At 68.5% G+C, this 25,367-nt stretch carries 21 protein-coding genes; all 21 read right to left on the reverse strand.

Annotation, left to right across the window (positions count from 1 at the left end; translation table 11 throughout):
* Positions 1–81: 81 nt before the first annotated feature.
* On the reverse strand, positions 82–669 hold the full coding sequence (locus ACFYOV_RS02910; protein WP_389081996.1) for a hypothetical protein: 588 nt from the start codon (positions 667–669) through the stop codon (positions 82–84).
* A 653-nt stretch (positions 670–1,322) separates the two neighbouring features.
* A complete protein-coding gene (locus tag ACFYOV_RS02915; protein WP_389081999.1) occupies positions 1,323–1,577 on the reverse strand; it encodes a hypothetical protein in 255 nt (84 codons plus the stop codon).
* A 30-nt stretch (positions 1,578–1,607) separates the two neighbouring features.
* On the reverse strand, positions 1,608–2,456 hold the full coding sequence (locus tag ACFYOV_RS02920) for a peptidoglycan-binding protein (RefSeq protein WP_389082001.1): 849 nt from the start codon (positions 2,454–2,456) through the stop codon (positions 1,608–1,610).
* Between the two features lie 60 nt (positions 2,457–2,516).
* Positions 2,517–2,876 carry a hypothetical protein gene (locus ACFYOV_RS02925; protein WP_389082004.1) on the reverse strand — a complete coding sequence of 120 codons (360 nt, stop codon included), beginning with the start codon at positions 2,874–2,876 and terminating at the stop codon, positions 2,517–2,519.
* 89 nt (positions 2,877–2,965) lie between these two features.
* Entirely contained in the window at positions 2,966–5,914 is a 2,949-nt protein-coding gene (locus tag ACFYOV_RS02930; RefSeq protein WP_389082006.1) for a hypothetical protein, read from the reverse strand.
* 2 nt (positions 5,915–5,916) lie between these two features.
* A complete protein-coding gene (locus ACFYOV_RS02935; protein ID WP_389082008.1) occupies positions 5,917–7,002 on the reverse strand; it encodes a hypothetical protein in 1,086 nt (361 codons plus the stop codon).
* Positions 7,003–7,004: 2 nt separating this feature from the next.
* Positions 7,005–7,934 carry a hypothetical protein gene (locus tag ACFYOV_RS02940; protein WP_389082011.1) on the reverse strand — a complete coding sequence of 310 codons (930 nt, stop codon included), beginning with the start codon at positions 7,932–7,934 and terminating at the stop codon, positions 7,005–7,007.
* Positions 7,935–7,950: 16 nt separating this feature from the next.
* The gene (locus ACFYOV_RS02945; protein ID WP_389082014.1) at positions 7,951–8,847 is read right to left on the reverse strand and encodes a phage distal tail protein; all 897 of its coding nucleotides are present in this window, start codon (positions 8,845–8,847) and stop codon (positions 7,951–7,953) included.
* Positions 8,847–13,118, reverse strand: a complete 4,272-nt coding sequence (locus ACFYOV_RS02950) for a phage tail tape measure protein (RefSeq protein WP_389082017.1) — start codon at positions 13,116–13,118, stop codon at positions 8,847–8,849. Before ACFYOV_RS02950 ends, ACFYOV_RS02945 begins: the two co-directional genes overlap by 1 nt.
* A gap of 335 nt (positions 13,119–13,453) precedes the next feature.
* Entirely contained in the window at positions 13,454–14,065 is a 612-nt protein-coding gene (locus ACFYOV_RS02955) for a hypothetical protein (RefSeq protein WP_389082019.1), read from the reverse strand.
* 14 nt (positions 14,066–14,079) lie between these two features.
* A complete protein-coding gene (locus ACFYOV_RS02960; protein WP_389082021.1) occupies positions 14,080–14,574 on the reverse strand; it encodes a hypothetical protein in 495 nt (164 codons plus the stop codon).
* 132 nt (positions 14,575–14,706) lie between these two features.
* Positions 14,707–15,006 (reverse strand): hypothetical protein, encoded by a 300-nt coding sequence (locus ACFYOV_RS02965; protein WP_386306602.1) that lies wholly within the window; start codon positions 15,004–15,006, stop codon positions 14,707–14,709.
* A gap of 131 nt (positions 15,007–15,137) precedes the next feature.
* Positions 15,138–15,569, reverse strand: a complete 432-nt coding sequence (locus ACFYOV_RS02970; protein WP_389082023.1) for an HK97 gp10 family phage protein — start codon at positions 15,567–15,569, stop codon at positions 15,138–15,140.
* Entirely contained in the window at positions 15,569–15,973 is a 405-nt protein-coding gene (locus ACFYOV_RS02975; RefSeq protein ID WP_389082026.1) for a hypothetical protein, read from the reverse strand. Before ACFYOV_RS02975 ends, ACFYOV_RS02970 begins: the two co-directional genes overlap by 1 nt.
* 40 nt (positions 15,974–16,013) lie before the next feature.
* Positions 16,014–16,439 (reverse strand): DUF6093 family protein, encoded by a 426-nt coding sequence (locus ACFYOV_RS02980; RefSeq protein WP_147245119.1) that lies wholly within the window; start codon positions 16,437–16,439, stop codon positions 16,014–16,016.
* 1 nt (position 16,440) lies between these two features.
* Complete coding sequence (locus ACFYOV_RS02985; protein ID WP_128803070.1) at positions 16,441–16,872, reverse strand: DUF6093 family protein; 432 nt, start codon at positions 16,870–16,872, stop codon at positions 16,441–16,443.
* A gap of 141 nt (positions 16,873–17,013) precedes the next feature.
* Positions 17,014–17,484 carry a hypothetical protein gene (locus ACFYOV_RS02990; RefSeq protein ID WP_386306596.1) on the reverse strand — a complete coding sequence of 157 codons (471 nt, stop codon included), beginning with the start codon at positions 17,482–17,484 and terminating at the stop codon, positions 17,014–17,016.
* Positions 17,485–17,658: 174 nt separating this feature from the next.
* Entirely contained in the window at positions 17,659–18,780 is a 1,122-nt protein-coding gene (locus ACFYOV_RS02995; protein WP_389082030.1) for a hypothetical protein, read from the reverse strand.
* A gap of 100 nt (positions 18,781–18,880) precedes the next feature.
* Entirely contained in the window at positions 18,881–20,962 is a 2,082-nt protein-coding gene (fxlM, locus tag ACFYOV_RS03000) for a methyltransferase, FxLD system (RefSeq protein ID WP_389082032.1), read from the reverse strand.
* Positions 20,963–20,985: 23 nt separating this feature from the next.
* Positions 20,986–22,260: a lanthionine synthetase C family protein gene (locus ACFYOV_RS03005; protein WP_389082034.1), complete on the reverse strand. Its 1,275-nt coding sequence runs from the start codon at positions 22,258–22,260 to the stop codon at positions 20,986–20,988.
* Positions 22,257–25,184 (reverse strand): lantibiotic dehydratase, encoded by a 2,928-nt coding sequence (locus tag ACFYOV_RS03010; protein WP_389082037.1) that lies wholly within the window; start codon positions 25,182–25,184, stop codon positions 22,257–22,259. The genes ACFYOV_RS03005 and ACFYOV_RS03010 overlap by 4 nt, the downstream gene beginning before the upstream one ends.
* Positions 25,185–25,367 lie beyond the last annotated feature (183 nt).

Below are 25,367 nucleotides of genomic sequence, written 5' to 3' on the forward strand. Positions count from 1 at the left end.
AGAAGCGCACCCCCCTTGGATGCGCTTCTATTCTATATGCAATCGGAGAGCGAATCAAGAACAAGTCGCCCTGACCTGCGGTTACTTGGGCGACTGGCCAGCGGCCTTGCCGCGAGGCACGATCCTGGACCCGGGGCCGTCGTAGCTGCCGTTGCGCAGCGCAGCCAAGACCTCTTCGTCGATCGCCCATTCGACCCCGCGAGCACCGGCCTTGAGCGCGGGCGCGTCTTCCACTACCGGCTCAAGGAGCCAGATCGGCGATCCGGACAGCGTGTAGTCGGCGGGACGGAACCGACCCGTGCTGATCGCCTTCCTCAGCAGCGCGCCGGACGACAGCCGGAACAGCGCCACCAGCTCGGCCTGGCCCACGAGCGGCGGCAGCTGGTCCACTTCCCCGACCCAGTACCCCGGGTCCTGCTGCTTGACCAGTCGAGCAAGCTCGGCCTCATTGAGGTGCTTCGGCCGCGGGGTGGTCTGGCCGAAGCCCTTCACGAACTGCAAGAGCCAGTACGGCGACCCGCTGATGATCTTGGCGTGTCGGTAGTCCAGCGTGTGGTCACGACTGATCCACTGACTGACCTGGAGCCGCTTCACGTCGTACAGCGCGGCGAACTCGGCCCCGCCGGCCAGGTACGGCTTCCGGGCCGCCGGCCTCTGATCCCCTGCCACTCCATCGCCTCCAGATCACGGTACGTGTGCATATAGATTGTAACCAGTGAAGAGACGGAGTCCGCATGCCCCCGAAGTCCGGGTAGTGTGGGTGCTTCCAAGAGGTCGAAGGCCCCCGTCGAAAGACGGGGGCCTTCTTCCTTGTCCACTCGGCCAGAGAAGCGAGCGACAAAACGGCCGGTCGGCCGGCGGTAACCCGCGACTCTTCGCAGACCCGGCGCCCACTGATGAGGTTGATCTTGTGTGGTCGCACGGCCTGATCTCGATCGTCGCGGTAAGCCGTGAGCCGCTCCGCACTCCCAGGCGGCTGCCTGGGAGCGCGGGACTTGCCGTCCACCCCGGACAAGCCACCGAGACACCACGAGTTCAAGATCCGAAGCAACAAGCAACCCTGAGGCAGTGCTTGGGCCGTTACCTATTGGGGCCGTTATTCGTGCGCACTCGGCCTCCCCCACGCACAGCGTTCGAGCGAGCGCGTCGAGCAACTCCGTCGAGATATTCACCTGGCGTCCCCAGCGCGCTGCGGTGACGTCCCGGGAGAAGACGACCCGCACTCTTGCAGGTTGAGCGTTGTCACAAGGGAGAAGGCCCTGCCTCGAGGCAGGGCCTTCTCCCTTGTGACATGCGGGTCGCTCAACTCATCACATCATGAGTCAGGTGCCCGGGAGTGTGACCGTTGCGCTCTCGTACTTCGGCGGCCGGGCGTAGCCGAGCAGCCAGCCGAAGCGGGGCGACAGGTGCTCCTCCGCGAATCGGAAGACGCCGTAGTAGACGAAGGTCGCGACAGGCGTGAGGACACCGGTAACGGCGGTGGCGTCCAGGTCGAGGCCATGTCGCAGGGCCACCGCGACGAGCCAGCCGACCGCGGCCGGGACTCCGGTACGCAGCAGCGAGGCGTAGAAGTTCATGGAAGTGCTCTCCTTGCTCGGGTGATGGGATCAGGTGAACAAGCGACGCCAGGTCTCGGGACCGGGGTAGCCGTCAGCGTCGGAGCCGCTCCATCCCTGGGCTCGCTGGAAGTCGGCGACGTTCTGACGGTCGGCTTCGCCCCAGTCCCGGGAGGGGCCAACGCGGTAGTGCTTGCCGAAACCGCGCCGGACGAGCTGCTGGCCCAGGAGGAGGATCGAGGCGTTCGACTTGCCGGGGCCGAAGGCGCTACGGCCGGGGAACGGCGGCGGTCCCGGCTTGGGAGCCGGGCTCGCCCCGGTGGGCCAGTTCGGCATCGGGCCCGGGTCGGTGTGCTGGTTCTCGGGCACCTGGCCATGGCCGTAGTGCCCGCCCTTCGTCTCCCACGTGTGCTCGCTGCGGTTCGCGTTCCAGGTGGGCGTGCCCATCGGCCAGACGTCGGGGACTCCCCAGCTCCTGGCCCAGGTCAGGATCTTGTCGAGACCCTTGGCCGGGGTGTCCCGCACGGTCGCATACGTCTTCCCGCCCACCCGGCAGTAGGGGAAGAACAGCGTCTCGACCTGGAGGCACACCTTCCCCGTGCGGTTCGTCCGCGTGCCGCCGGCGGCGTCGACGACCGACTTCGAACGGCTGTTGGCCGGGTAGAACTGGGCGGTACGCCCGGTGAACGGGTCCCACAAGAGGTGCGGAGCGGCCCCGCTGCCCCCGCCCGTGAAGTACCGGACGAGCTGGTCGAAGGGAACGAGGTCGGCGGGCTTGGCCGCCGTGCCGTTCTTGTCCCAGGTGATGTGCCAGATCACGCGCGGGGCGTACTTGGTGTCGGTGGGTGCCGTGTCACTGAGCGGGTGCCGCTCGGCTCCGGGCAACCAGAGATCGGGCATGAGGCGCGTCCTGCTTCTCCCCCGCGCCATGAGCGATCTTGAGGGGTGTCGTTCGTTGCGCTACGGGCTGCCGCGGGCGGCGAGCAGCAGTTGCAGCACCGTGAGGAGCACCGGCGCGATGAACGCGAAGATGATCAGACGGCGGTTGGTGCTCGCCTGCTCGCGGTCCTGGTCCCGCTCGTTCTTCACGGTCTCCAGCTCGCGTTCGAGAGAGTCGATACGCAGAGCGAGGTTGCGCTGGTCGGCGCGGTACACGTCCACGGTGACCACCTGGTTGAGACGGTTCGCCAGAGCAGCGATGTCGCTGCGCAGATCGTCGCGGAGCTGTGCGAGATCGTCGCGCTGGTCCTCGCGCAACTGAACGACGGCGCGGTGCAGTTCCCACAGTGTGGGTTCCGCGCCCGGCGGCGGGGTGCTCACCGCGTGCTCCTTCGGCGATCGGTGGCCCCGCGCCACGCCTTGATCATACGGCCGCACGGGACGCCACCAGATCTCGAAGGCGCAACCCCCTACTTCGTGTAGGTCACGCGTAGCTGAGGAGGGTAGGTCTGCCCGACTCCCTGAGCGCGCCCGTAGTAGTTGAGGTCGGAGTTGTTCGGGTCCAGCGCAATTCCACGCCAACTAGTGCTATCGAACACCGCAGTGATGTCGACCCATTTTCCGACGTTCTTTCCCCAACTGATCGTCTGCGACTCACTGTCGGAGCTGAACGTCGACGGCCGCGATGTGAACTTGTGGGCCTTGATGACGGCCTTCCCGCCGCTGTTGTAATACCAGTGATCGAAGTAGAGATAGACCTCTGCTTTCTGAATGGTGGCACCAGACAGGTCGGTTCCGAGCGATGCGGGGAATCCGATCAAACTCGCCTGCATTCCATTGGTCGAGCTGTAATAGCCCTGGAGGCACTGATTTCCGTAGTACGAGTTGTAGGCGCCGCGATTCGCATAGCTGCCGGACCAGGAGGCCGCGTAGGTCTTGGTGTAGGTCTTCTTCGGCGGAGTCGTCGTTCCTCCGCCAACGTTGTATACGCCGGTCTCGGGGACGTACGGCCCCACATCCTCGACGTACATCACGCCCTGGTAGGTGGTGCCGCCGAAGAGGCGCACGGTCTGACCGCTAGGGCCGCTCTGGCAGCGGAAGGTCGTCAGCAGGCGGTGCAGGCCCGTCTTGAACGCTGCGCCGGAACGGATGGTCTCCAAGTGAATGCGCTGGTACCCGGCCGTGGGCATGGGGTAGGTCACGGACTGAATCTGAGGCGAAGAGATCGACGGGGTCTGCGCGCCGCCGTCCCGAAGGGTCACAACGAGTTCGCCGCCGGCTGCGGACGGATCGGCGTAGCAGTCCAGGACTATGCGATACATACGGCTGGCATCGGCGTCAAAGGACAGCTCAACAAATCCATATTCAGTGCTCCCCGCCGTGACGGAGCTTGCCTGATAATCGACGGCCACGAGACCGCGGGCGAAGCTGGCCAAGTACGTCTCGAACGGGTCGCCGCCGATGGTGAGAGTGCCAGCTACGGCCAGGTCCGCAACACCGGTATTGCCGTCCTGGTCGATGGTGGCAACCGCAGTGCCATCGTTCGTCAGCGTCACATAGTTCGGTGTACCGGTGGTCAGCGAGACGGCCTCTCCCCCGGACTCGTCGTACAGGCGCAGTCCCTCCGGAGAGAGCTCGGCGCGGGCGCCGCTCCCCGGGGTGGAGAGAACGGCCCGGCATTCGAGGTTGTCGAAGTAGGCGCTGCCGGCGGTGGTCGTGCTGCCGGTGCCGTCGACCCCGATCCGCATGTTGGCCTGGGTGGAGTTGGCCAGGACGGTGACGACCTTGGAGATGCGCTGCCACGTGCCGTCGGTGACCGGGGCAGTGACGACAATTCCGTCCGAGCCGAGGCGCGTACCGGCCTCGTCGTAGAAGCCGAGGAACAGCTTCACGCTGGCCCCGGTGAAGTCCGCAGTGGTCTTGTAGTCGGCGGCGATCCAGTAGCGGTCTCCGGGCAGGACCGGGGACGTGGCGTGCTGGACCCAGCGGTACGCCCCAGCAGCCGAGGTGATGCGCAGCCGCTTGGCGGAGTTGTTGCCCCCGTCTTCGACGGCGAAGACCGCCGGGTCCTGACCGGCCAGACCAGCCGCGACGACGCCGGTCTCGTAGGAGGGGTCTCCGACCAGGTTGCCGTTGGTGCCGATCGCCAGCCGAGACGCTGAGAGCGAGCCCGCGGCGATGTTGCGGGCGGTCAGCGTGTTGGTGGCGATCTCGTCGCCGGTGAGGGACAGCGCCTTGACCTCGCGGGCGGTAAGGGTCTTGGCGACGACCTTCTCGGCGGTAACGGACTGTGCGGCCAGTTCCAGCGTCCCGATGGACTCGGCCAGGACCATGCCCGCGCCGATGACGGTTCGGATCTCGGCATTGTCGAAGTCGGCCGTGCCGGCGGTGGCCTGGAAGTCTTGCAGCCAGACGGTGGCGGTTACGGTCCCGGCCGGGGCTTGCACCTGCTGACTCACGCGCGCCCATACGGCGCCGGGGGTGGGCGTCGCGATGGCGGTGCCGTAGCCAAGCACCGCGCCTGCGGCGTCCTCCCAACGCAAGTAGAACCGGACGGAGTTCCCCGCCCAGTCGGCGGAGACCCGGTAGTCGAAGGCGAGGAAGAAGCGGTTGCCGGGAGACACGGGCAACTCGGTGATGCGCAGACTGGGCGAAGCGGCCGTGGCGCTGGTGCCGTTGACCCGCAGGGCCTTCGGCGAGCCGTTGCCGCCGACAAGCGCCCACTGGCTGTTCGCGGCGACGAGCTGTTCGGTGAACTCGCCCTCAAACGACGGGTCTGGCATCAGGTTGCCTGTGCCGATGGCGAGCTGGTTGTGACCGACTGCACCGATTTGCAGCTTGGCGCGGGACACGGCGCCCTCGGCGAGCGCGGTCTCGCCAACGATGCCGTCCAGGACCTCTTGGGCGACGACCGGCCCCGGGGTGACCGGGCCGCTCTGGACTGACGGGGGCGACGCGACGCCCGAAGAACTGCGCGTCAGCAGGCGGACGTACAGCGCCTGCTCGGCGGGGATGGTCAGCGTGCCGCCGCGCGGGGATTCGAGTGTGCCGCGCAGGGTGGCGGCGCCGGGTGTGAAGTTGTCGAGGCCGGCCGCGTGCACCTCGACGCGGGCGAAGTCCAGCGGCGCGGCGACGGCGTCGGCGAAGGTTCCCTCCCAGGCAGCGGCCACGCCTCCCGGTATCGCTGTGACGGTGGGCTGGCTCGGGGTCGGAGGCGTCGGGCCGTTGACGACGTTGACTCCGGTGGTGCCATCCGGTTGCTGGCCTATGACCGCGCGCAGGGACCCGTCGTCGTCGAAGACGTTGATCGCGCCGTCCTCAATGGACGAGTACGCGAGCTGGGCCGTGCGGCTGGTGCTTTCGAGGCGCCGTTCGACGGCGGCTAGGCGGGCGGCGAGGCTGGCGATCTGGTTGGTCATGCTCAGGCTCCGTAGGTGTAGCGGTCCGCCCGCGCCAGTTGGACTGTGACCTGCTCCGGCTCGTCGTCGGCCGGTGGCTTGAGGGTCCAGCCGGTGATGCGTGACCAGCCGTCGTACTGGGTCCACTCGTCGTTCAGGCGTACGCGTACGTCGTCGCCGATCTGGAAGGCTCCGATGCGAGCCGCCGGGTGGTCGCGGAGCACTACCTCGGTGACCTCGCCGATGACCGACCGGTTGACGCGCTCGGTGCGGGTGCGGGCGGCGAGCCGGTCGTTGGCCTTCTCGGTAGGAACTTCGAGGACCTGCTCCAGGCGCAGGCGCCCGTTGCGGGCTGCGTCCACGACGCGGCGCCGGGAGCGGCCTTCGCCTGCGCCGAGGCCGATGACGACCTGGGCGTAGCTGTCGGCGTCGTACTCCACGGGAACGGTGGAGGTGACGTTGATGCCCGACGTGAAGCTGATGTCCTGCCGCCGCGTGCCCAGGCGGGGCCATCCGATCCGGATGCGCTGCGTCGGCGTGTCACCCGACCAAGCGACGCTCTCGGTCCACTCGGGTCCGCCGGCCACGGCCACCATGTCGTCCACGACCGTGTTGAGCGTCGGCGCCTCCCACCAGGACGTGGAGTAGGGCTCGGCAGGAGTGCCGACCTTGGCGTTGGACGTCGTCCCGTCGATCGCGACACGGAGGTTCCCATCCGGCTGGGCCTGGCAGTACGCCCAGGCGTCGCGGATCACGCGGCAGGGGTCGGCGTTCACCCACGGCCCGCGCCCGTCGAGGTTCCCGTGGAGGTCGGTCCGCTTGGTGAGGTACGAGCCGAATCCGCTGGCCTCGATCCGGAGCTTCTGGCCCTCGGGCTCCGCGCGCCAGATGATGCCGCCCCACAGCAGGGTGCGGTCGCGCTCGGCGAAGATCAGCGTGGTGCCCGGGTCGACCTGCGCAGGGGTGAGGTGGGCCAACCGCGGCTCGATGACACCGGTGAAGTTGCCCGGCCCGCACAGTTCCGGGCCGAACTCGACGCCGGTCAGCGGAAGATCCCATGCGAGGGTGTCACCGGTGAGGGCGTGCGTGGTCAGGTAGCGGTACGACATCGTCAGATGACGCCCTCGTTGAACTCCACGTCGCAGACGATCGAGGTGGAGCCGTCCACACCGAGGTTGCCGGTCTCGCTCTTGGACATGTAGGTCTGCACGTACAGCGTCTGGTTGGTGCCGCGCATGGCCGCCGTGATGCCGATGTTGTCGGCCAGGACGATGGTGGACCGCCGGACGTTCTTGCCCTGGTCGTCGTCGATGACCGTGTTCTGGCCCTGCACGGTGCCGATGACCTGCTGCATCGAAGCGAAGACATCCGCGTCGGACATGCGCAGGCCCGCGAAGGTCGTGACGGCCTTGAGGTTCACGGCCCAGTCCGGCACCGGGATGCTCCAGCGCGCGGCGGCGGGCCACGTGTGCCACTTGTTGTCCTGGTAGACGAGGGTGGACAGGCTTCCCGGGAAGGACGTGTAGAGGCGGCGTTCCCGCCGCGGGTTGGCGATCTTTCGCAGGTCCTTGATCATCACGTCCGTGATGGTCGCGGTGTTCGACGGGATGTCGAGGCGGGCCAGGGGAATGGCCGTCATCCCCGCCGGCACCGCCGTGGCGGTCGCCGACACGTTGGGGATCACCTGGAAGTAACCGATGTCGTCCTTGGCCGGGTCGCGGTTTCCCTCGTACTCGGGGTCCTCGATGCGCTGGACCAGCAGGTCGGATCGGCCGGAGGCGCCGGTCGGCGCTACCGGCACGATGGCATCGCCGACGTTGTACTGCGTGTACGAGCCCTGCCCCCATGAAGCACCGCGTATGACGGAGGAACCGTCCCCCACTCGTACGCCGGAGCCGGGCGTGGAGAGCTGCCGGACCTTGAGGTCGTTGGCCTCGGTCACGCCCTGGTTGCCGCGGGCGAGGTCCCTGACCATCATCCGGAAGGCGCGGGCGGGGTGAGTGCCGCCGTGGGTGAGCATGGGCGGCTGGACGAGCGTCACAGCAGGGTCCTCCTTCTTACAGGGCGGTCCACGCCGACCGCCACGAGACGGTCAGGCGGGTGGTGTTGGTGTAATCGGCGGCCGTCCAGCGGATCTCGCTGCGGCCCGGCGGGATCTGGAAGAGGTCCAGGCGTGATGCGCCGGACAGCGCCGAGGCGGCGTTCCCGCTGCCGTTGCGCAGGACCCACCGCGTGCCGGGCCGGGTCTCGATGTCGATGCGCTCGCCGACCCCGAGAGTGATGTCGAGGTCCAGGACGCGCCCGGAGTCGACGTGCAGGAGGCGGGGGTTGGCCACCGGCCCGGTGATCCGGATGGTCGGCCACGCGCCGGTGTTGCCGTCGTTGATCACCCAGCCCGGCCTGGTCTCCGGGGTGGCGATGCCGGTGGTGATGGGGGCGACGAGCGGTGCCGTGAAGCCCTCGGAGCTGTTGGAGATGTCGAGGGGCAGAGTGACGCTGGATATCTCGTCATCGTGCAGACGAGGGTCGAGGGCGGTGAACTCCAGGTCCAGGGGTATCCAGCCGTGGATGGCCTGCGCGGTGGAGACCGCTTCGGCGCGTCGGATGCGGCCGAAGAGGACCCTGGTGCCGCGTCCGGGCCAGCGCAGTCGTAGCTGTGCGAGCGCGCCCGCGGTGCGACGGATCGCCGCGTTCGCGGCGACAGCCTCTATCTCGGCGAGCTTGTCCAGGGCAGCGGCCGGATCGCCCGCGGTCCGGATTCCCGCTTCGATTCGCACCGTGCGCGGCGCGTAGAGATCGACTCCGGGAAACGCGCCGTCGTCGGCGGGGTTCAGCACGTCCTGTGTGCGCAGCTCGGCAGCCCCGAGTCCTTCGACGTCGGAGATGGACACGGCCGTCTTGTGGCCGATGAGGACCCCGCCGAAGTCGATCTGCCATTCGCTGAGGGGGAGCATCAGATCCGCCCCCCGCGCTGGGCGTTCCGCAGACGGCGCATGATCTCCCCGGACAGCTCCTGCGGCGAGCTGTCGTGGGCTTGGACGGTGATCGGCATGTTCTCCACGAGGGCCTTCGGCTGCTGCTGGACGACGGTGACCTTGATGGCGGTCGGCGGCCGGGCGTCAACGAGCCGCATGGCAGGTGGGGCGGCGCCGCTGGCCAGACGCATCCCGAAGCGCGTGGCGACGTCGTTCAGGACGGACAGGGCGCTGCTGCGCTTGGCGGCCCCGAGCGGGATGAACGCCTCGCCGCCGGTGCTCGGTTCGGCGAACTTGATCAGGCCGCCGGAGGTGGCGTAGAGACCGGGCGTGAGAATGCCGCCGTTCGCGTACGACAAGCCCTTGTTCGCGCGGCTCAGGTCGGAGAAGAACTTGGCGCCCTTCGATCCCAGCGCGCTCTTGAGGCGGGAGAGGCCCAGGTTGGCGATCTCGATGATGTGGTCCTCGTCGAGCCCGGTGGCGTCGGCCACCGCGTGCAGGCCGGTCGTCTTGCTCTTAACCGCGCTGATGATCGCGACCAGGTCCGGCAGATCGTCGCTGGGGACGGTCTTGTCGGCGCTTCGGGCGGCGTCGTTCGCCGCCTTCGCCTTCTTCTTGTCCTTCACGGCCTGGGCGGCGAGGTCGGCCGCGTCCTGGTCCCCCTGCTCGGCCAGGCGCTTGGCGAGGTCGCCGAAACCGCTGGCGGCGAGCTTCGCCAAGTTCTGCTCGAAGCCGGTCTGGTCTTTCACCGCCTGGCGTAGCTGCCCCGTGTACTCGCCGAGGCTCGCCTTGGAGGCTTCGGCCAGTTCCCGCAGGTCCTTCGCCATCGACTTGACGTAGCGTGAGCTGCCGGTCGCCATCTTGCGGGTGAGCGAAACTCCCTCCTCACCCATCTCCGCCAGAGCGTCGGCCACGTCCTGGCCGGCGCGGCGCGCAACCGTGTCGAGGTCGTGTCGCCACCGCTTGGCCGTCGCCACCGAGGAGTGCAGCTTCTTCGCGAACAGGGCGAGGCTGAAGTTCCCCTTCTTGTCCTGCGAATCGCTGGCGATCCCGGAGAGGGAGTACAGCGTCTGCGGCTGGTAGGTGAAGCCCGACAGGCCCCCGTCGGCGTGGTAGCTGACCTCTCCCCCGAAGCGGCGGGCTACCTCGTCCAAGATCCGCTTGGATCGAGCCCGCTTGGCTCCGGCCAGCGGGATGTACGCCTCCCCCTGTGTCTCCGGCTCGGCCCAAATCCGCCACGCGCCGGCCGGGGCGATCTGGGCCGTGTGCTCCTCGCGGCGGGAGCGCACGCCGCCGTCGGCGTAGAAGTCGATCAGACCGCCGTTCGCCTGCTTCTTCGGCGCCTGAATCGAGTCGGGGACGCCGTTGCCGTCCCTGTCCCACGAGCTGGGCTGGACCTTGGCGAAGAACGGGATGGTCACCGCGGCGGGCTTGTTGACGGTGACGGTGATCGTCTTGGTCCCGGGGATGCGCCCCACGGACGCGCCGATGCCGTCGAGCTGGGTCTGCACCGCCGCCATGTCACCCGACAGGAGCGCGGTGGTCAGGGCCGAAGCTGCTGCCGTGCCCTTCTGCTGCGCAACGGCGACGATGAGGCTGAGCATCCCGGACCACTCGGAGTTCGACTGGACCCCGGCCGCCTTGAACGCTCCTACGACCCCCGTCAGGTCGGGCGCCTTGATCGGCAGGTCCGCGCCGTACAGGGCGTTGAGCTGCGAGCGGATCTCCCCGATGTCGCCCTTGAGGAAGGACTGCGCCAGCGAAGTGGACGCCTCTTTGCCGAACTTGGCCGATACGTCCGCCAGGAGCCCCATGCCCTGTTCGAGCTGCGCGGCTGCTGCCTTGGGCAGCTTCTTCGCAGCCTTCTCCATGTCGGCCACAGTCATGTCCTGCATGACGCGAGCGAGCTTGCTGGGGTCGTTGGTGGCTGCCGCGTCCGCCCAGGCTTCGGCTACCTTCTTGCCGTACTTCGCCGAAATCGCGGGCAACTGCTCCAGGCCAGCGCGGAAAGCGGGGGTCGAGCGGGCGGACGACTCCTGGATGATCGATTCCAGCTCGTCGGCGACCTTACCCTTGCCCTTCTTGAGCTGCTTGACCAGCTCGTCGAGGATCGGCGCGGAGTCAGGGCCGAGGTCGGAAAAGTGGTCCGCCAGGTCGAGGCGACCGGCGGCGGCCAGCTCGCCCAGGTTCTTCTGGAACTCGCGCTGCGCCTTGAGCTGCTTACGCAGCTCCGCGACGTAGTCCGACAGGGATGCCTTCGACGCGTCGGCCGACCGGCCCGCTTTGCGGTTCGCCTCGGCCACCTTGTCCTGAGCGGCCTTCCACGCCTTCGCCGGATCGACGATCGAGCCGAGAGACTTGGCCATCGCCTCCATCTGATCGGTGAACTGCGGCGCCCCGTTCTTGTCCGTCGGCAGGGACTGCGTGAGGTCCCAGGCCCCGAGCATCTCGCGCCGGTTGTTCTTGATCTTGTTGTTGACGATCGCCATGTTCGCGGCAAGCTGGCTCTCCTGCTTGACCGCGTTGCTCCAGATCTTGTGCTGCTTGTCCAAGACCTTCTTGGCGGCGTCCCACTCCGGCTCCGGCGCATACGAGCCGATCTTCCAGGTCGACGCCTTCTGCAAGTCCAGCTCGTCCTTGAGCTTCTTGAGCTTCGCGCCGCCGGAGGTGATCGCGTCGATGGCGGTCGCGACGTCGATCCCGGCGTCCTTCAGCTTCTTGACGTCGTCGCTGTTCGTGAGCTGTTCCGTCAGGGTCCGCAGTCCGGCCCCCTGCTCGCCCTCCTCCCGCTCCTTGCGGAGGGCGTCGACCAGCTCCTCGGTCGCGGCCTTGGCCTTCTGCTTGCTGGCGGAGTAGGCGGCGTATACGCCGATACCGATCGTCATCAGCGCCGTCAGGCCGGCCACCGCGATGCCCGCTCCGCTGAGGACGGCGGGGAGGGCGGAGCCTCCCGCGCGGGCCGCCGCGAGTTCGGTCCGAAACACGGTGAGCTGGGCACCGAACCGCAGGAAGGCGGCCTTGGCGAGCAGTGCCGCGGCCGAGAGCGCCAGCACGACGCCCATGACCGACTTCACCGGACCCGGCAGGTCGTTGATCGCCCCAGCCAGCACGTTCAGGTACTCCCCGACCCCTTGCAGGGCGGGCAGCAGCACGCGCGCCATGTCGATGCCGAGGGCTTGGGCCTGGTTCTGGAACAGACTCCACTGGCCCGCCGTGGTGTCCATCTGGATCGCGTACGCCTTCTGCGTCGCTCCGGCCCGCTCGACCTCCTGGCTGATGCCCTGGTAGGTCGCGGCGTAGTTCTCGCCGTCGGCGGCCGACAGGGCCAGGGCGGCGCGGACCGCCCGGATGTCGCGCAGCAGGGGAACCAACTGGTCGGCGCTGCCGCCGGTGGCGTTGCGCACTTTCTGCATGACGACGTACAGGCCATCCTGCTGGAGTGCGGCGGCGGCCGACTCGTAGCCGAAGCCCTTGATCATGTTGGACAGCTCTTGGGTGGGCTTCATCATGCGCGTCAGCAGCATGTTGAGCGCCGTGACGCCCTCGGCGGCCGGGATGCCCGAGAGCGTGACGGCTGCGAGCGCAGAGCTGATGTCCTCGAACTTCACGCCCGCTGCGGCTGCCATCGGGACGACGTCGCCGAGCTGCTGCGCCAGCTCGTCGAACGACACGACGCCGTAGTTGACGGTCTGGAACATGACGTCCATGACGTCGCTGGCCTGTGAGGCGTCCATCCCGTACGCCTTGAGGACGCCGAGCAGGGCTCGGGCGGACGTCTCGGTCGTCGTGAGGCCGGCGGCGGCACCGCGGGCGGCCACCCGGAGGATCGTCATCGCGTCGGCGCCGTCGAAGCCGGTCGAGACGACCTGGTACAGGCCCTCGGCAAGCTGGTCGGCGGACTGTGGGAGCTGGGTGCTCAGCTCGACGATCTGGTCCGTGAAGTGGCTGATGTTGGTGCTGTTGATCTCCTTCGAGATCGTCATGACGTTCGCCATGTGCTTCTCAAGCTCGATGGCACTACGCACGCCCATGACGAACGCGCCGCCGAGGGCGACGCCCATCACGGTGAACCCGGTGGCCATCGCCCGGCGGGTCCGGTCCGATCGCGCCGCGAGCGCGTTGAGGTCGCCGTCGAGGCGGCGGACCTGGCCGCCGAACGCGGTGACCTGGCCCGCCGCTGTCCGCAGACCTCCCACCAGGCCGGTCACGCCGGCCTGGACCTGGACGTAGAGGGTGTAGGCCCCAGCCACTGGCTAAGCCTTCTTTCTGGGCCGAAGCCCGACCTTCACCCCACGCCCCTCCGGACCCTCCGGGACCTGTTCCTGCTCCATGGCGATCAGCTCGCAGCCGACGCACCGGTGTGTCTCAGTGACGTACACGAAGCGGTCGCCACCCGCTTGCTCGTCCCACTCCTCCGGCCTGGTCCCGCACGACTCGCACACCGTTCGCGAGAAGCCGAGGTAAGCGATGGCCTTCGCACGGTCGAGCGCCGACCACCGCCCGTCTCCCGCTCCGGTGAACTGCGAGTGAGGGATGCCGTACAAGGCGCAGACCTCCATCTCTGCGCGAAAGCCCGGGTCGGAGGTCAGCCTTTTCCCAGGTCCGCCCTCAGCGTCTGGTTGACCAGCAGCGCACAGGTGAACAGCGCCTTAGCCTCGGAGTCAGGCCACGCGTCAAGGAGTTCCTGCGCTTCCTGCTCGCTCATTCCGGAAACCTCGTCACCGGACTCGTCCCGCTCGATGTGGCAGGCGGCGATGAGAGCTGCCGGATAGGTCTCGACGTTGTACTCCATGCCCTGATCGGCCTGGGCCTCCGTCGGGGGATGATCGCGCAGGAGCTGTTCCCAGGCAGGACGCGGAAGGGCTCGGAAGGTCAGGACGACCGTCGCGTCCTCCAGGACCTGTTCGGCGGCGTCCAGTCGCAGTTGCGCAGCGACGACTTCCGGCTGGCTGACCGTCCATTCCTCGCGGTCGGCTTCCGAGACGCCCTGCTCGATGGACTGCCCGCGGGCGACTGTGCGCGCCTTGGCTAGCTCCAGGGCGGCATCGGTGGCGTTCTTCTTCGCCTCGTCGTCGTCGCACAGCCGCAGACTGCGCTCGGGGAGCTTGCGCGCCTTGAGCCGCGCCATCTTCGCCGACCAGTGGGCATCGCGGGCGACGGCGGCGGCCGGGGGTTCGGACATCGCTGTGGTGGTCATGCGGCAGCCCCGGCTCAGACGGTCTTCGCCGGCACGGCGGCGTCGAGGGTGGGCTCGTCGGTGATGCCGAAGGTGACCTTGAACTTCGCCGGTTCGGACGCGGTGCTGTAGGAAGGGCTGCGGCTGCCGACACGGATGGGGAACACGTCGAGCGACTTGGACTGCGGCACGTCACCCTTGCGCAGGATGGCGATGTACCCGATGACGCCCTTGGACAGCAGGGTCTCGATCTCATCGCTGACCTTGTCCTCGTAGAACGTCAGCGAGCTGTTGTCCGCCTTGTCCTCGCCGGGGATGGTGGTGGCGAACGTCGACCCCATGTCCGGGGTGTCGATCGGGGTGTTCTCCAGCGACCAGCCTTCGACGTCGGAGATGGTGTCCGACAGGTTGGTGGCGTTGGTGGGGCCGAGTTCGGCGCGGGTGGGGATGTTGTCGTCGGAGGCGATCTTCTGCAGGAAGTAGAAGAGGGTGGTGCCTCGGCGCATGAAACGCTGCTGCGTGGTTGACACGCGACTCTCACTCTCCGGGGACGCTGACGGCCCCGGAATACGGCAGGCCCGTCCCCAACAGATCAAGCTGGGAGTCAGCCCGTACCAAGTGGTCGGGCGTCCGCGATGGGCCTCCGCGGTGAGGTGCGGCGGTCAGCCGAGGGTGGTGACCTCGATTGCGAACCGCTGAACGTAACTGTATACGCCGCTGGCGACAGTCACGCCTTCTTCTTTGTCCAGCTCACGGGACATGACCACGTAGCCTGCGGGCGTGATCGGGTAGGTGTAGCCGAGCACTGTTCGAGCCAGCATGCCCGCGCGGACCTTGTCGGCCATCCACTCCGCCTGCTCGGCGGTGGTGGCAACTGACGTGACCTGATAGACGATTCGGGCGTCCGCGCTGGCGTCTCCGAAGGGTGGGCCATCGCTGGTCGACCCGACCGGATAGAGCACGCTGTAGGGAGTGGCCGCTCCCGTGGGAAGGCTGCTGGACGTGGGCGCCGTTCCGTACCCGCAGGACCGGCCGGTGGCGCTGGCGAGCATCGCTTGGACGGCGAGACTGAGCACTCGCCCGGAAACCGCCATTAGTCGCCCACCGCCGCTGCAACCGCTGCCAGGAAGGCGGGACGGATCTGTTCGACCGCTGGCCCCACGTGCGGGTAAGGCGGCTGGTTATAGATCCGCCCAAGGCTGTCGGCCCCGACGAAGCCGTACTCCAGGCGCCTGCTCTGCGGCTTGTTGGTGCCGACGATCGCCTCTACGTTCAGGCCGCTGGTGCTGAACTCGTGGGTCCACGACCGCCGGTAGTCACCCGTCGGCGCGTTCGGCCCCGGCCGGCCGCTCGCGTTGGCCTTGATGGCCGTCTCCAAGAGCATGGCGTAGTGCTGGACGACACTGGCCACCGCAGGGAGCGCGGCTGCCGCGCGGGCATTCAACAGCGCGGCGATCTGCGGCGCGTTGCTGTACGCCCCCGCCGACTGATGCGCGTTCGGGTGTGGATTCCGGGGGGATGCCATCAGCTCGTCTCCTGGGCTTGGTCGAACTCTCCCCGCGCCCACTGCTGGAGCTGTGCCAGTACGGCCTTGGTGAAGCCGTGCGGGCCGCCGTCCATGTCCGGCCTAGCCAGGGCCGCCTTCTCCAGCAGTCCTGGGTCGATCGCCGAGAGGAAGTGGGCGGCTGCCGGTCCCGGCTCGTACGGGATGCCGACCGCGACCCTGGCATAGCCGTCGAAGTCAGGGCTCGTCCTGCCCTGCGCGAACTGGAGAACCAAGTCCGCGGCTTTGCCCGCCTGTTGGTGGATGGTGTAACCGGAGACGACTCGTGAGTAGTCGGTTCCGTCTATCTGTATCGAAGCCTTGCTGCCGTCCGCCGTGATTCTGACCTGCTGAAGCTCGGCGGCCGGAGTGTCCGTCATCTCCATACGTCGAGCGTAGGACGGTTCTCGGACACTCCGATTCGCCTCACGACGGCGGCGTGATCTCGTCCAGCCGCGTCACGCGCACCAGCTCCACGGTCGACGCTTCGGCCGGGTCTAGGACCTGCCAGACCCGACCGCCTGTTGCCGCGCTGCCCGAGTGCGCGACCGTGACCTCGACCCGGTCGTACCGCGCGGGCACCGGCGCCCCGAGCGGCGTCAGCAGCCGGTACCAGGACACGGTGTCGTCGAGCCACTGCTTGCCGATGATGCCCTCAGCGGTCACCTGCCCGTGTCCGGACAGCATCGCGCCAGGCCCCTCGTAGACCAGGTCGGCGGGTACCTCGCCGAGGAGGCCGGTTGCTGGGTCGAGCGCCGGCGTGCCGGTGGGCCGGGTGACGCGCACGGTGTCGAGCAGGAGCTTGGCCTCCAGCTCCTTCCGCACTTCCTCCGGATCGATCGCTGTCGTCACTTCACGCTCCGGTGGTCTGGGTGTTCTGGTCCACCCACGTGGTACGGACGATGCTCAGCGTTGAGGTCTCCCCGATGTCGATCACGCGCCACGTCCGGCCGATGGCTGACTCGTCTTCGGCTTCCACGACGGCGACGGTGTCCTCGCGCGAGGCGACCGGCGCCGACAGCGGCGTCAGGAGACGGTACCGAGAGGGCGTGTCGTCCACGTACGCCTGACCCGCGATGTGCAGGACGACGGACGGCCCGCCCGTTGGAAAGATGGCGCCCGGTCCTTCGTAGACGGTGACGGGCGGCCCAGGTTCGTACTGTCCCGTGTCCGGGTTGAATACCGGCTCGCCAGGCCGGTAGATGCGGATCTTGTTGGTGAGGATCTTCTTCTCGACGATCGCGCTGACGGCCCCCAGAGTCAGCCCTTCAGTAGGCACGCTCATGTGTTCGAGCGTAGCCGCGCCCGCCGACAGCCCGGAATCTACGCGCGGTGTCCCGTGCCACTGGATCTTGACCGTTTACCATCAAACTTTGACGGACGCGAGATTGTGCCATCGGAGTTTGATCACCGCAGGCCAGAGGCTCTAATCGCTGGCCGTCCTCCTGATCTTCACCACGCGGCGGCCAGCCTCCTGCGCCTCCCTCTTCTTGAGCACCTCCCCAGGGTCCGGGTCGAGCAACTTCACGAGACTCTCTGCTCCGTGCTTCATGCTGAGCGCATGCGCAAGGTCGACGAGGAGCTTCAGATCGTCGTCGTTCTTGACCCCTCGCGCCACGGCCATCAGGTGGCGCAGCCTCTCGGGGACTGTGTCATCCGGCCTCACCCCACACCACTGCTCGGCGACCATCTCCGCCACCCTGCGTTCCGGAACCTCCAGCGCCTTAGCCATGCGCGGATACAGACCTGGCTCCGGCGGGATCTTGATCTCGTTCCACCGCGCCTTGTTCCACCAGGTCACAGACGGTTTGAGGTCACAATCGACCGCCATCTCCTGGTAGGTCTTTCCCGCTTCGGTGTTGAGGTGGGCCACCCGCTCGCTGAACACGTTCGCCATGGCGATAGCATCAACTCAAAAATACGATCCGTCAACTGTCGTTGATGGCGCCCACGGTCGCGCGCCCCATCGATGGTGTCCCGACTGGGCAATCGGCTTGCGGCGACACGAACTCGCATCTGCCAAAGTCCGATGGCAAACGGTCAAGATCCGATGGCAGAGGACACGCGGGACTCACCGGGTAGGCGCATTCGACGTCGCTGTGGCGGCAGAGGAACTGGTGAGCACTACTTCGCTGCGATCGAGAGCTGATGAGAGGTCGCCCGACAGCTCATCTGGGAGAACTCCTGCTCCCAGGCCGCAGGACCGGATCAGGCCACGGCACGCCTGTGCCTCGCGTTCGGTGGCGAGCCCAGGGAACAGCGCATGCGACACGACGTCGCGGGCGGCGTACCCGTTGCGTGCTTCCATGATGCGTCGCATCAGATCCTCAACGAGTCGCCTGGCTCCGGGGTGCTCGGGCCCGACCGCATCTAGGACCGTGAGGCCGAGCCGGGTATCGAAGACGGTCAGGCCCGGTTCGGCTTCACGGCTGAGGTAGGTGTCCACCAGCTCGGCCGCGATGCCGTCGTGGCAGTGACCTGCATCGCAGCGAGACAGCACCGTCAGGCACCCGGTGACCGCCTGCTCCCAGGGCTCGCCGGGAGTTGTGTCGGCGAGCAACGCCGCCGCGTGCTCCTTGTCGCCTCCCGTGAGGGCTGCTACTACGGCAACTTGCCGCCCGTCGAGCATTCTTGTGCCCACGCCCCGGTGCTGCTCGATATGAGCCAAGGCTTCACGCCAGCGGCCCGTCGTGGTCAGCGTGCGTGTGCCGTCGGCGAGCACCACACGCCACAGCCACGCGTGGACTTCCCTCCGGTCCTCGGGGGACGCGGCCAGGTTGGCTGGCACGGTGATGCCTTCGAAGACAGCAGGGCTACCGGTGCCGACGGATTCGTACAGGTCGAGAAGCCGCTGGCGCCCGTCGTCGGTCTGGCCGGCGCGGATCTGCAAGCGGGCGAGGTTGACCAGGGGTTCGAGCCCACGGATGGCGCTCATGGCGGCCAGCGGACAGGCGTGAAGGTACGCGTGGGCGTGTCGGTGGCACATCGACCGGGCCAGGTCGGGAAGACCGAGGTCGGATGCGAGAAGCGCAGCTTGGTTGAAGACGGTGGAGGCCAGCCCCTGGTCATTCTGTTCTGCCGCTCTGTCGGCCAGCTCCACCAAGGCCCGCACTCGAGCGGGCAGCGGCGGGCAGGCGGGCCGGAACCTGGCGACGAGAGGGAAACGCTTTGCTATCGGGCCGTGCGGGTCCATGTGTCCCCCCTGGGACGACGGGTAGGGGCTGGAGCGAAGAGAATCGGCGGTGCCCGTCGGTCGTGCAACGGGCACCGCCGCCGTCACATCCCAGCTGACGTCACCGCCAGTCGACGACGATGCGGTTCAGCGGAGTTTCGAGAGCGAAGAGGCCGGGGCTCTGCTCGATCGCCGGGGCGTCCAGGGGCTGGATCTCGAACGTGGCCTCCCGGTCGCGGTACTCGCGGTCCCAGGTGCGGATCATGTCGGCGACCCGCGCGGTCAGCTCGTCACTGCCGGGGCCGTGTCCGATGACGCCGAACTCCCAGAGCTTGCCGCCTTCGGGGGTCTTCTGGTCCGACAGTCGGCGGGCGAGGTACGTGACGGCGCCCTTCTCCACGGCCGCAGTGGACGACGGGTAGGGGTCGTCCGTGAGAAGGGTCCCCTTGGCGTCCTTCGGGAACAGCATCCGGATCAGCCCGCTGGGCAGCGAGCAGGAGAGAAACAGCTCCATCCACTCCGGCGACTCCATCGCGCGGACCATCATCCCCGTCCACTCCTCGCAGCGCGGCTGCTCCAGCACGCCAGCCAGGGCCTCGGCGTCGATGGGCTGCCCTGCGGGAGCCTGGAGCCGCACGGAGCCGTCCGTGCTGAGCGGGATGACGCGGCGGTCGTCGTCGGCGATGCCGCGCCGCAGCGGCATGAAGGTGTTCATCTTGCTGCTGACGCTGGTCCAGCGGCCGTCGCGCTGCTCGTAGGCGATGGAGCGGGACACGCTGCCCTTGAGCCGCTGGGGAACGACGAGCCTCCCGCCAGGCGCAAGTTGCTGCATCCAAGCGTGCGGGACGCCGTGCGCGCCGACCGTGGCAATGACCCGGTCGTACGGTGCTCCTTCGGCATGGCCGAGGGCTCCGTCGCGGGTCAGCGCCTCCACGTTGGTGAACCCGGCCGCGGCCAGGTGCTCGCGGGCTCCTTCCACCAAGTCGTCATCGACGTCGATGGTCGTGACGTGGCCGCTCTCTCCCACGAGGTGGGCGAGCAGGGCGGCGTTGTAGCCGGTGCCCGCGCCGAGTTCGAGGATGCGTTCGCCGGGCTGGGCGTCCAGTTGGTCCAGCATGAGCGCGACGACTCCGGGCTGGGAGGCGCACGAGATCGACGTGCCGTCACTGTCGTATTTGATGTTGACCGGCACGTTGGCGTAGGCGTCTTCGAGCGTGGCGTCGGGCACGAACAGGTGGCGCGGGACGGTGCGCAGGGCAGTCTCGACCGCGGGCGTGCGGGCGTAGCCGGACTCGCGGATCTTGTCGACCAGGGCATTGCGGAGCTGCGTCGCGTCGGCCTCGGAAGTGGTCATCGTGTCGGTATTCACCGGCCTGACGCTAGTGGTTTCGGGCGTGCCCTCGTTGGACGACGCGGTGTTGTCACTCGATCCCATGACTGCCTTTCGTGCGATGTTGAACAGGGCGCTTTGGTCGCCCGAGGGGAGACCTGCGCGGTTGGCGTGGAAGATCACGTGGTGGGCGATGACCGCTCGCAGGCCGCGTGTGAGCTCGCCGCCGGCGGCGAGCTGAGCAAGCGTCGCTCCGGTCCTCTCGAAGGCGGCAACCCACTCCGTCTGTTCGCCGAGCGGGCCGGTCGGACGGCACAGGCTGCGCGTGTCGACGGTCATCAGCTTCTGTACCGCCGGGACCAAGGCGGCGGCCCGCTCCGGGGCAAGGGGGTCGGTCGCCGGTCGGAACGCGGCGGCTTTCACCCACACGTCGCCCTGCTCGAACCAGTCCAGGTTGGCGCCTCGCATCAGGGCGCTGAGCAGAAGGACGGCCGTCTCCCTGCGTCCCAGCCGCCCGGGTCCGGGCTGGTAGGTGAGCAGATGACGACTGTCCATGTGGAACAAGTCGTGAGCAGCGTCTATGGCCTTCGTCCCGCCGAAGGCAGTGGTCTCCGGCTCGTAGATGCCAGAGGTCCACGACTGGGCCGTGCCGTCCCGGACGAGGTCGCTCAGCAGCGTCTCGATCAACGGGGACGGCCTGGCTGCGCGGTATCGCAGCGGCCAGGGCTGCTTGTTCATGAACCACCAGTCGACGAGCTGCCCGTCCTCCTCGGCCGCCAGCAGTGCGGGACCGAGGCGTTCGGTTATGGCTCGCTTGGCGGTCGTGCGGTCGGTGAACGTCACGTGGTGCTGATGCCAGCGGTCCGGGGGCATGACGGGGTCCTTCGATCGGCGGATCAGGCGATGAGCAGGCAGGAGTCCCAGGCTGAGGCGGGTGGGGCGGTGGTGGCAGGGGCCAGAAGCGCCAACGCCATACCGGCAGCGCCGTTCAGGAATCCAGGTCCGGTTTCCTCGTTCTGAGTGACCGCCCTGGCCACGTCTTCCGGGACGGCGCCCGGCGGGCAGACCGCGCTCAGCAGTGGTGGTACCGCTGCGCGGAGCCGTCCAGCCGTCGACGGGTGGGCGTCGGCGGCGGTCCGGGCCGCTACGTGTGCGAGACCGGCGAAGCCGTGGCACAGGCCGTTGTCCGTGGTGGCCTTGAGCTGGGCGATATCTGTGAGTGCGGCCACGATCGCGACTTCCGCCTCGATCTGGCGGTCGGCGCGGCCGAGTGCGAGGGCGGCGAGTTGCTGCGCTCGGGCGACGCCGACTGTGCCGTAGCACCAGGAAGGGCGCTTGGGCGCTGATGGAACGAGGTGGCCGCTGCGCAGTTCCTCGCGGGTGACCCAGTACGGCCAGGCGAGGCCAGGGCCGGTCTTCTCCTGCCATCGGTCCAGCCAGGCCAGGATCGTGTGGAGGGCTTCCCGGTGCCCGCCGACGGTGATGCCGCGTCGCGCGGCGAGGGCCAGCAGCGCGAGGACGCCGCCGATGCCGTGAGCCATGCCGCTGTTGGCGTGGCCGCCGGGAAAGCGGTCGTCGGGTCGGCCGGATGGTCCGGTCGGCGTCCACCAGCCAGGCAGGACTTCGTCCTCGTGGATGATCGGCTCGGTGAGCCGTACGCAGTAGTCGAGGATGGTGCGGACGTCGGCCCCGGCCGGGTCGTGACGGAGGAAGTAGGCCCCGTAGCCAACCAGGCCCCGTATCGTGTCGAACTCGGCGAGATCCGGAAGGCGTCCCGCGTCGGCGCGGCGGTTCGCGGCGGTCAAGCGGCGGCGAACGTCGGCGGACATTTGGCGGTCCAGGGAGTCCCGGGCACGTTGGTAGGCGCCCGGCAGGTGTTCTGCGGCGCAGGCCAAGGCGTGGGCGAGGGCGGGCGCGCCGTAGAAGGGGTGACTGTCGGGTCCGCTGGTGAACGGCTGCCGTGCAGCAGCGGTGAGCCAGGCATGAGCGCGTTTCCACGAGCCCGTGCCGGCGGCGGCTCGCTCGATGTGCAGCAGGGCGATGCCGGTGGGTCCGTACGCGAGGTGCTGGCGGTGCGAAGACGCAGCGTCCGTTTCCGGCGGCGTCGTGGCGGGGTTGGCGAGCAGTTCGGCGACGGCGTCCACTGTCCTGACCGCGAGTGTGTGAGTCATCGGGCCCTCCGCGACAACCAGGCCAGGGCAGCGGCGCGCGTGAGGTAGAGGCAGACCTCTTCCTCGGGGAAGTCGACCGCGACGTGCCGGACGAAGTGGACGTGCAGCAGTGAGGAGAGGACGTCGTCCAGGACGATGCCTTCGGTGTCAGGGCCGGGAAGATGCAGCCGGTAGGCGGCGACTGCTGCGTCCCGGTCGGCCCACGCCTCCATGACGGCCTGTCCACCGGCCACGGTGCGCAGGGCCGACCAGCCGTCGGACGGATCGGCCAGCCGTACGGCTTCGGTGAATTGCGGACGCGGCACCGCAACAGGGGCGACTGGCGGGATGTGGTCGACCAGCCAGCGCATCGCGGCCTCGGTGCTGCCGAGGAACGCGGTGGCGATCGAGATCGTGTGCGCGGCCACCAGCGCACGTTGTTGCGGACGCTGGAGCTGGCGGAGCTGAGTGACGACGGCGCGCGAGTCCGCCCGGAACACCTCCTCGGCGGCGTCCCACGCCGCGCCCGAGCCCCAACGGCCCATCTCACGGTAAGAGGTGGGGAAGCGCATGTCCGACAGCAGGCCCGTGGTGCGCAGTTCCTCAGCCCAGGTACCGATCGTGCGGGCGGTCTCGGCGAAGGCTTCGGGGCCGGGCAGCGCGATGCGCACTCGCAGGTGATGATCCGGGTCGCGGAAGCGGATGAACCACCACGGCGGGCCGCCGAGTCGATCCAGCAGGTTCGGGAGATGCTGGGAGAGCAGGGCATCCTGACGGCGCAGGTCGCCGTACAGGGTGGCCAGCAGCAGAGACGAGACGCCCGGCGTCTGGATCTGCTCCGGGGAGAAGGTGCGGGAGGGGACGGGGGTCGGCAAGGACGGCCACCCCGGTGATCGCGTCGCCTTGAGTGGCAAGACGACCTCATGCGCCCGGCCGCCGCACCACCCGTACGCGTCGGCGTCCGGGGCTTCGACGAGGACGGCAGTGCCGACGCGGTTCAGATGCTGGCGCAGCAGCGTTCGATGTCCGGCTTGGCCGAGGTCGAGGCGCAGGCGCCGGTCGTCCTCGGCGAGGTCGATCCGCTGAGGCATCCGTCTCCGGGTGCGCAGGTCTTCGAGGGCGGTGTCCCACTGCGCCTGGGGGCGGTCGCGGCCGGGCAGCTCGGTCGCTTCCATCCGCCACCGTGCCGGGGCAAGCACCGTGCGCCCGTAGCGCAATCGGGGCAGGAACGGCATGGCTTTCGCGGCGCCCCAGTCGAACACGGTGACCTGCGCGCATTGGGCGCGCGACAGGTCGGTGAGGAACCGCACCAGGGGCGGGGTGTGCTCCCTGAGGTTCAGCGCGTGCATTCCCACGGCCTCGATCCGTCGCCCGCGCTCGGGTGCAGCCAGGTACATGCGGCGCCCATCGCAGGCCACCGCCAGGTCTTCGGGCGTGAGCACATCGCTGCTGGCGGCCCGATGCTCGTGAACGCTGATCACGGTGGACAGGACCTGCGGGGCCCGGGTGACGTGGGCGCTCGTGGGCAGCAGCGGCGGGAAGGACAACTGGGCGGGGATGGTGCCGGCGTCCGCGGTCGGAAGGTCGGCCAGTTCCGCTGACAGCCGCTCGCGGGCGTCGGGAGCCAGCACGCTGAGGAACCGGCCCGTGGTGACACCGACGCCACGTGACACGCTCGCGACCTCCAGCCGGAAGCGCCCACGGTCCAGGTCCTCGGTGCTGGCGGCGCACACGCGGACACTGACTTCAAGGTGCGGCGGCACCCTCGGGCGCTCGGGCCCCAGCTCCATGGCCGCTACCAGCTCGTCGGTGAGCACGACCTCGTCGCGGCCGTCGAGGACAGCGGTCTGCGCCAGCCGTACCAAGGTGTCGTCCCGTACGGACAGGCGGGAGCGGCGCCCGTCGTCTTGGGTGCCCGGATAACCGTCGGGAAAGCCGGTGCCGCTGTCGGCGACGACTTCGTTGAGCGGCACCATCGTGCCGATGCCGTACTTCTCGTAGAACCGGCGCTGATACGCCTTCCACGACGCCGTCCCGTACGGATGGGCGCTGACCCGGGTCAGGACGGTGGCGGCACGCGCGATCTCGTGGGCGACCTCTTCGGGAAGCTCGACCTCCGCGTCCAGGCGTAAGTCGAGAGCCAGGGGGTGGCGACGTAGCTCCGGAACTTGAGCCCGCATGCGCGTAGCGGCTCGGCTCCGTCCGCTGCGCGAGGCGCAATCACTCAGGTCGTCACGGACGGCGTGGAGTTCACGGACTGCGGCGGCGATCGGTGCCACACCGTCCGCCCTCGCTGTGTCGAGTTGGCCCAGCAGGTATCCCAGCGCGTCCGTTTCGGTGCTCGGAGCGTGCAGGCTGGTGATCAGGACCTCGTTCCGAATCAGCTCCCGTACGAGGCGGTGAGCCTTCGCCGGTCCCGCCGCTGGGAATTCGGCAGTCAGCTTGTCCACGAGCAGCCCGACGCGGATGGGCTCTCGGGCGGTACACAGGACCAGCTTCACCGGGTCGGTCAGGGACAGGGACGCCTCGACCGCGCGCCCACGGGCGCCCTGGCGGTCGGACTTGTACGGCACGATGAGCCGATCACCACGGCTCGCCGTGGTGTTGTTGAGGACCACCGCCAGGCGCTCAAGCAGCTCGGGGCACGCCTCCAGCCGTTCGATGACAGCAGTCAGCCACTCCGCACTCGCCCGGCCGACGGCCGTGTGTTCCGGACCCCACTTCGCGCGTGCCCGTGCCCCGATCGAGGCCGAGGCAACGCCTGCGAACAGGCCGAACGGCGTCGCCCGGTGTTCCGCGCGCAGGACGTAGCGGGCTACCGAAGCGACCGCTCGCCGCACATCACGCTCGCCCGGGTTGCTGGCTGAGCACAGCGCGCGCACCTGCGAGGCAAGAGCCGGGCTGGCGTGATCCAGGGCTTCGGCAACGTCCTCTTCGGACCACACCTGGCGCAGCCACGCGAGGCGGGCAGCCGCGCTCCGCGGGGACAGGTCATCCAGGTCGGGGCACGGGGATACGGGAAGTTCCGGTCGAGCGACCGCACGGAGGATAGCGGTCTTCCCGGCGCGGAACGCGGTGCTCGAAGCCAACACGACCTCCGTGGTCCAGGCGGGCGGCCGGTGCCTTCG

The sequence above is a fragment of the Streptomyces sp. NPDC005931 genome, assembly GCF_042871235.1.
Taxonomy (GTDB): domain Bacteria; phylum Actinomycetota; class Actinomycetes; order Streptomycetales; family Streptomycetaceae; genus Streptomyces.

What these genes read in the sequence shown, in the direction of transcription:
- ACFYOV_RS02915 (WP_389081999.1), bottom strand. Translation starts at nt 1,577, where the DNA reads ATGAACTTCTACGCCTCGCTGCTGCGTACCGGAGTCCCGGCCGCGGTC.
- ACFYOV_RS02920 (WP_389082001.1), bottom strand. Translation starts at nt 2,456, where the DNA reads ATGCCCGATCTCTGGTTGCCCGGAGCCGAGCGGCACCCGCTCAGTGAC.
- ACFYOV_RS02930 (WP_389082006.1), bottom strand. Translation starts at nt 5,914, where the DNA reads ATGACCAACCAGATCGCCAGCCTCGCCGCCCGCCTAGCCGCCGTCGAA.
- ACFYOV_RS02935 (WP_389082008.1), bottom strand. Translation starts at nt 7,002, where the DNA reads ATGTCGTACCGCTACCTGACCACGCACGCCCTCACCGGTGACACCCTC.
- ACFYOV_RS02945 (WP_389082014.1), bottom strand. Translation starts at nt 8,847, where the DNA reads ATGCTCCCCCTCAGCGAATGGCAGATCGACTTCGGCGGGGTCCTCATC.
- ACFYOV_RS02955 (WP_389082019.1), bottom strand. Translation starts at nt 14,065, where the DNA reads ATGACCACCACAGCGATGTCCGAACCCCCGGCCGCCGCCGTCGCCCGC.
- ACFYOV_RS02970 (WP_389082023.1), bottom strand. Translation starts at nt 15,569, where the DNA reads ATGGCATCCCCCCGGAATCCACACCCGAACGCGCATCAGTCGGCGGGG.
- ACFYOV_RS02975 (WP_389082026.1), bottom strand. Translation starts at nt 15,973, where the DNA reads ATGGAGATGACGGACACTCCGGCCGCCGAGCTTCAGCAGGTCAGAATC.
- ACFYOV_RS02985 (WP_128803070.1), bottom strand. Translation starts at nt 16,872, where the DNA reads ATGAGCGTGCCTACTGAAGGGCTGACTCTGGGGGCCGTCAGCGCGATC.
- ACFYOV_RS02990 (WP_386306596.1), bottom strand. Translation starts at nt 17,484, where the DNA reads ATGGCGAACGTGTTCAGCGAGCGGGTGGCCCACCTCAACACCGAAGCG.
- ACFYOV_RS02995 (WP_389082030.1), bottom strand. Translation starts at nt 18,780, where the DNA reads ATGGACCCGCACGGCCCGATAGCAAAGCGTTTCCCTCTCGTCGCCAGG.
- fxlM (WP_389082032.1), bottom strand. Translation starts at nt 20,962, where the DNA reads ATGCCCCCGGACCGCTGGCATCAGCACCACGTGACGTTCACCGACCGC.
- ACFYOV_RS03005 (WP_389082034.1), bottom strand. Translation starts at nt 22,260, where the DNA reads ATGACTCACACACTCGCGGTCAGGACAGTGGACGCCGTCGCCGAACTG.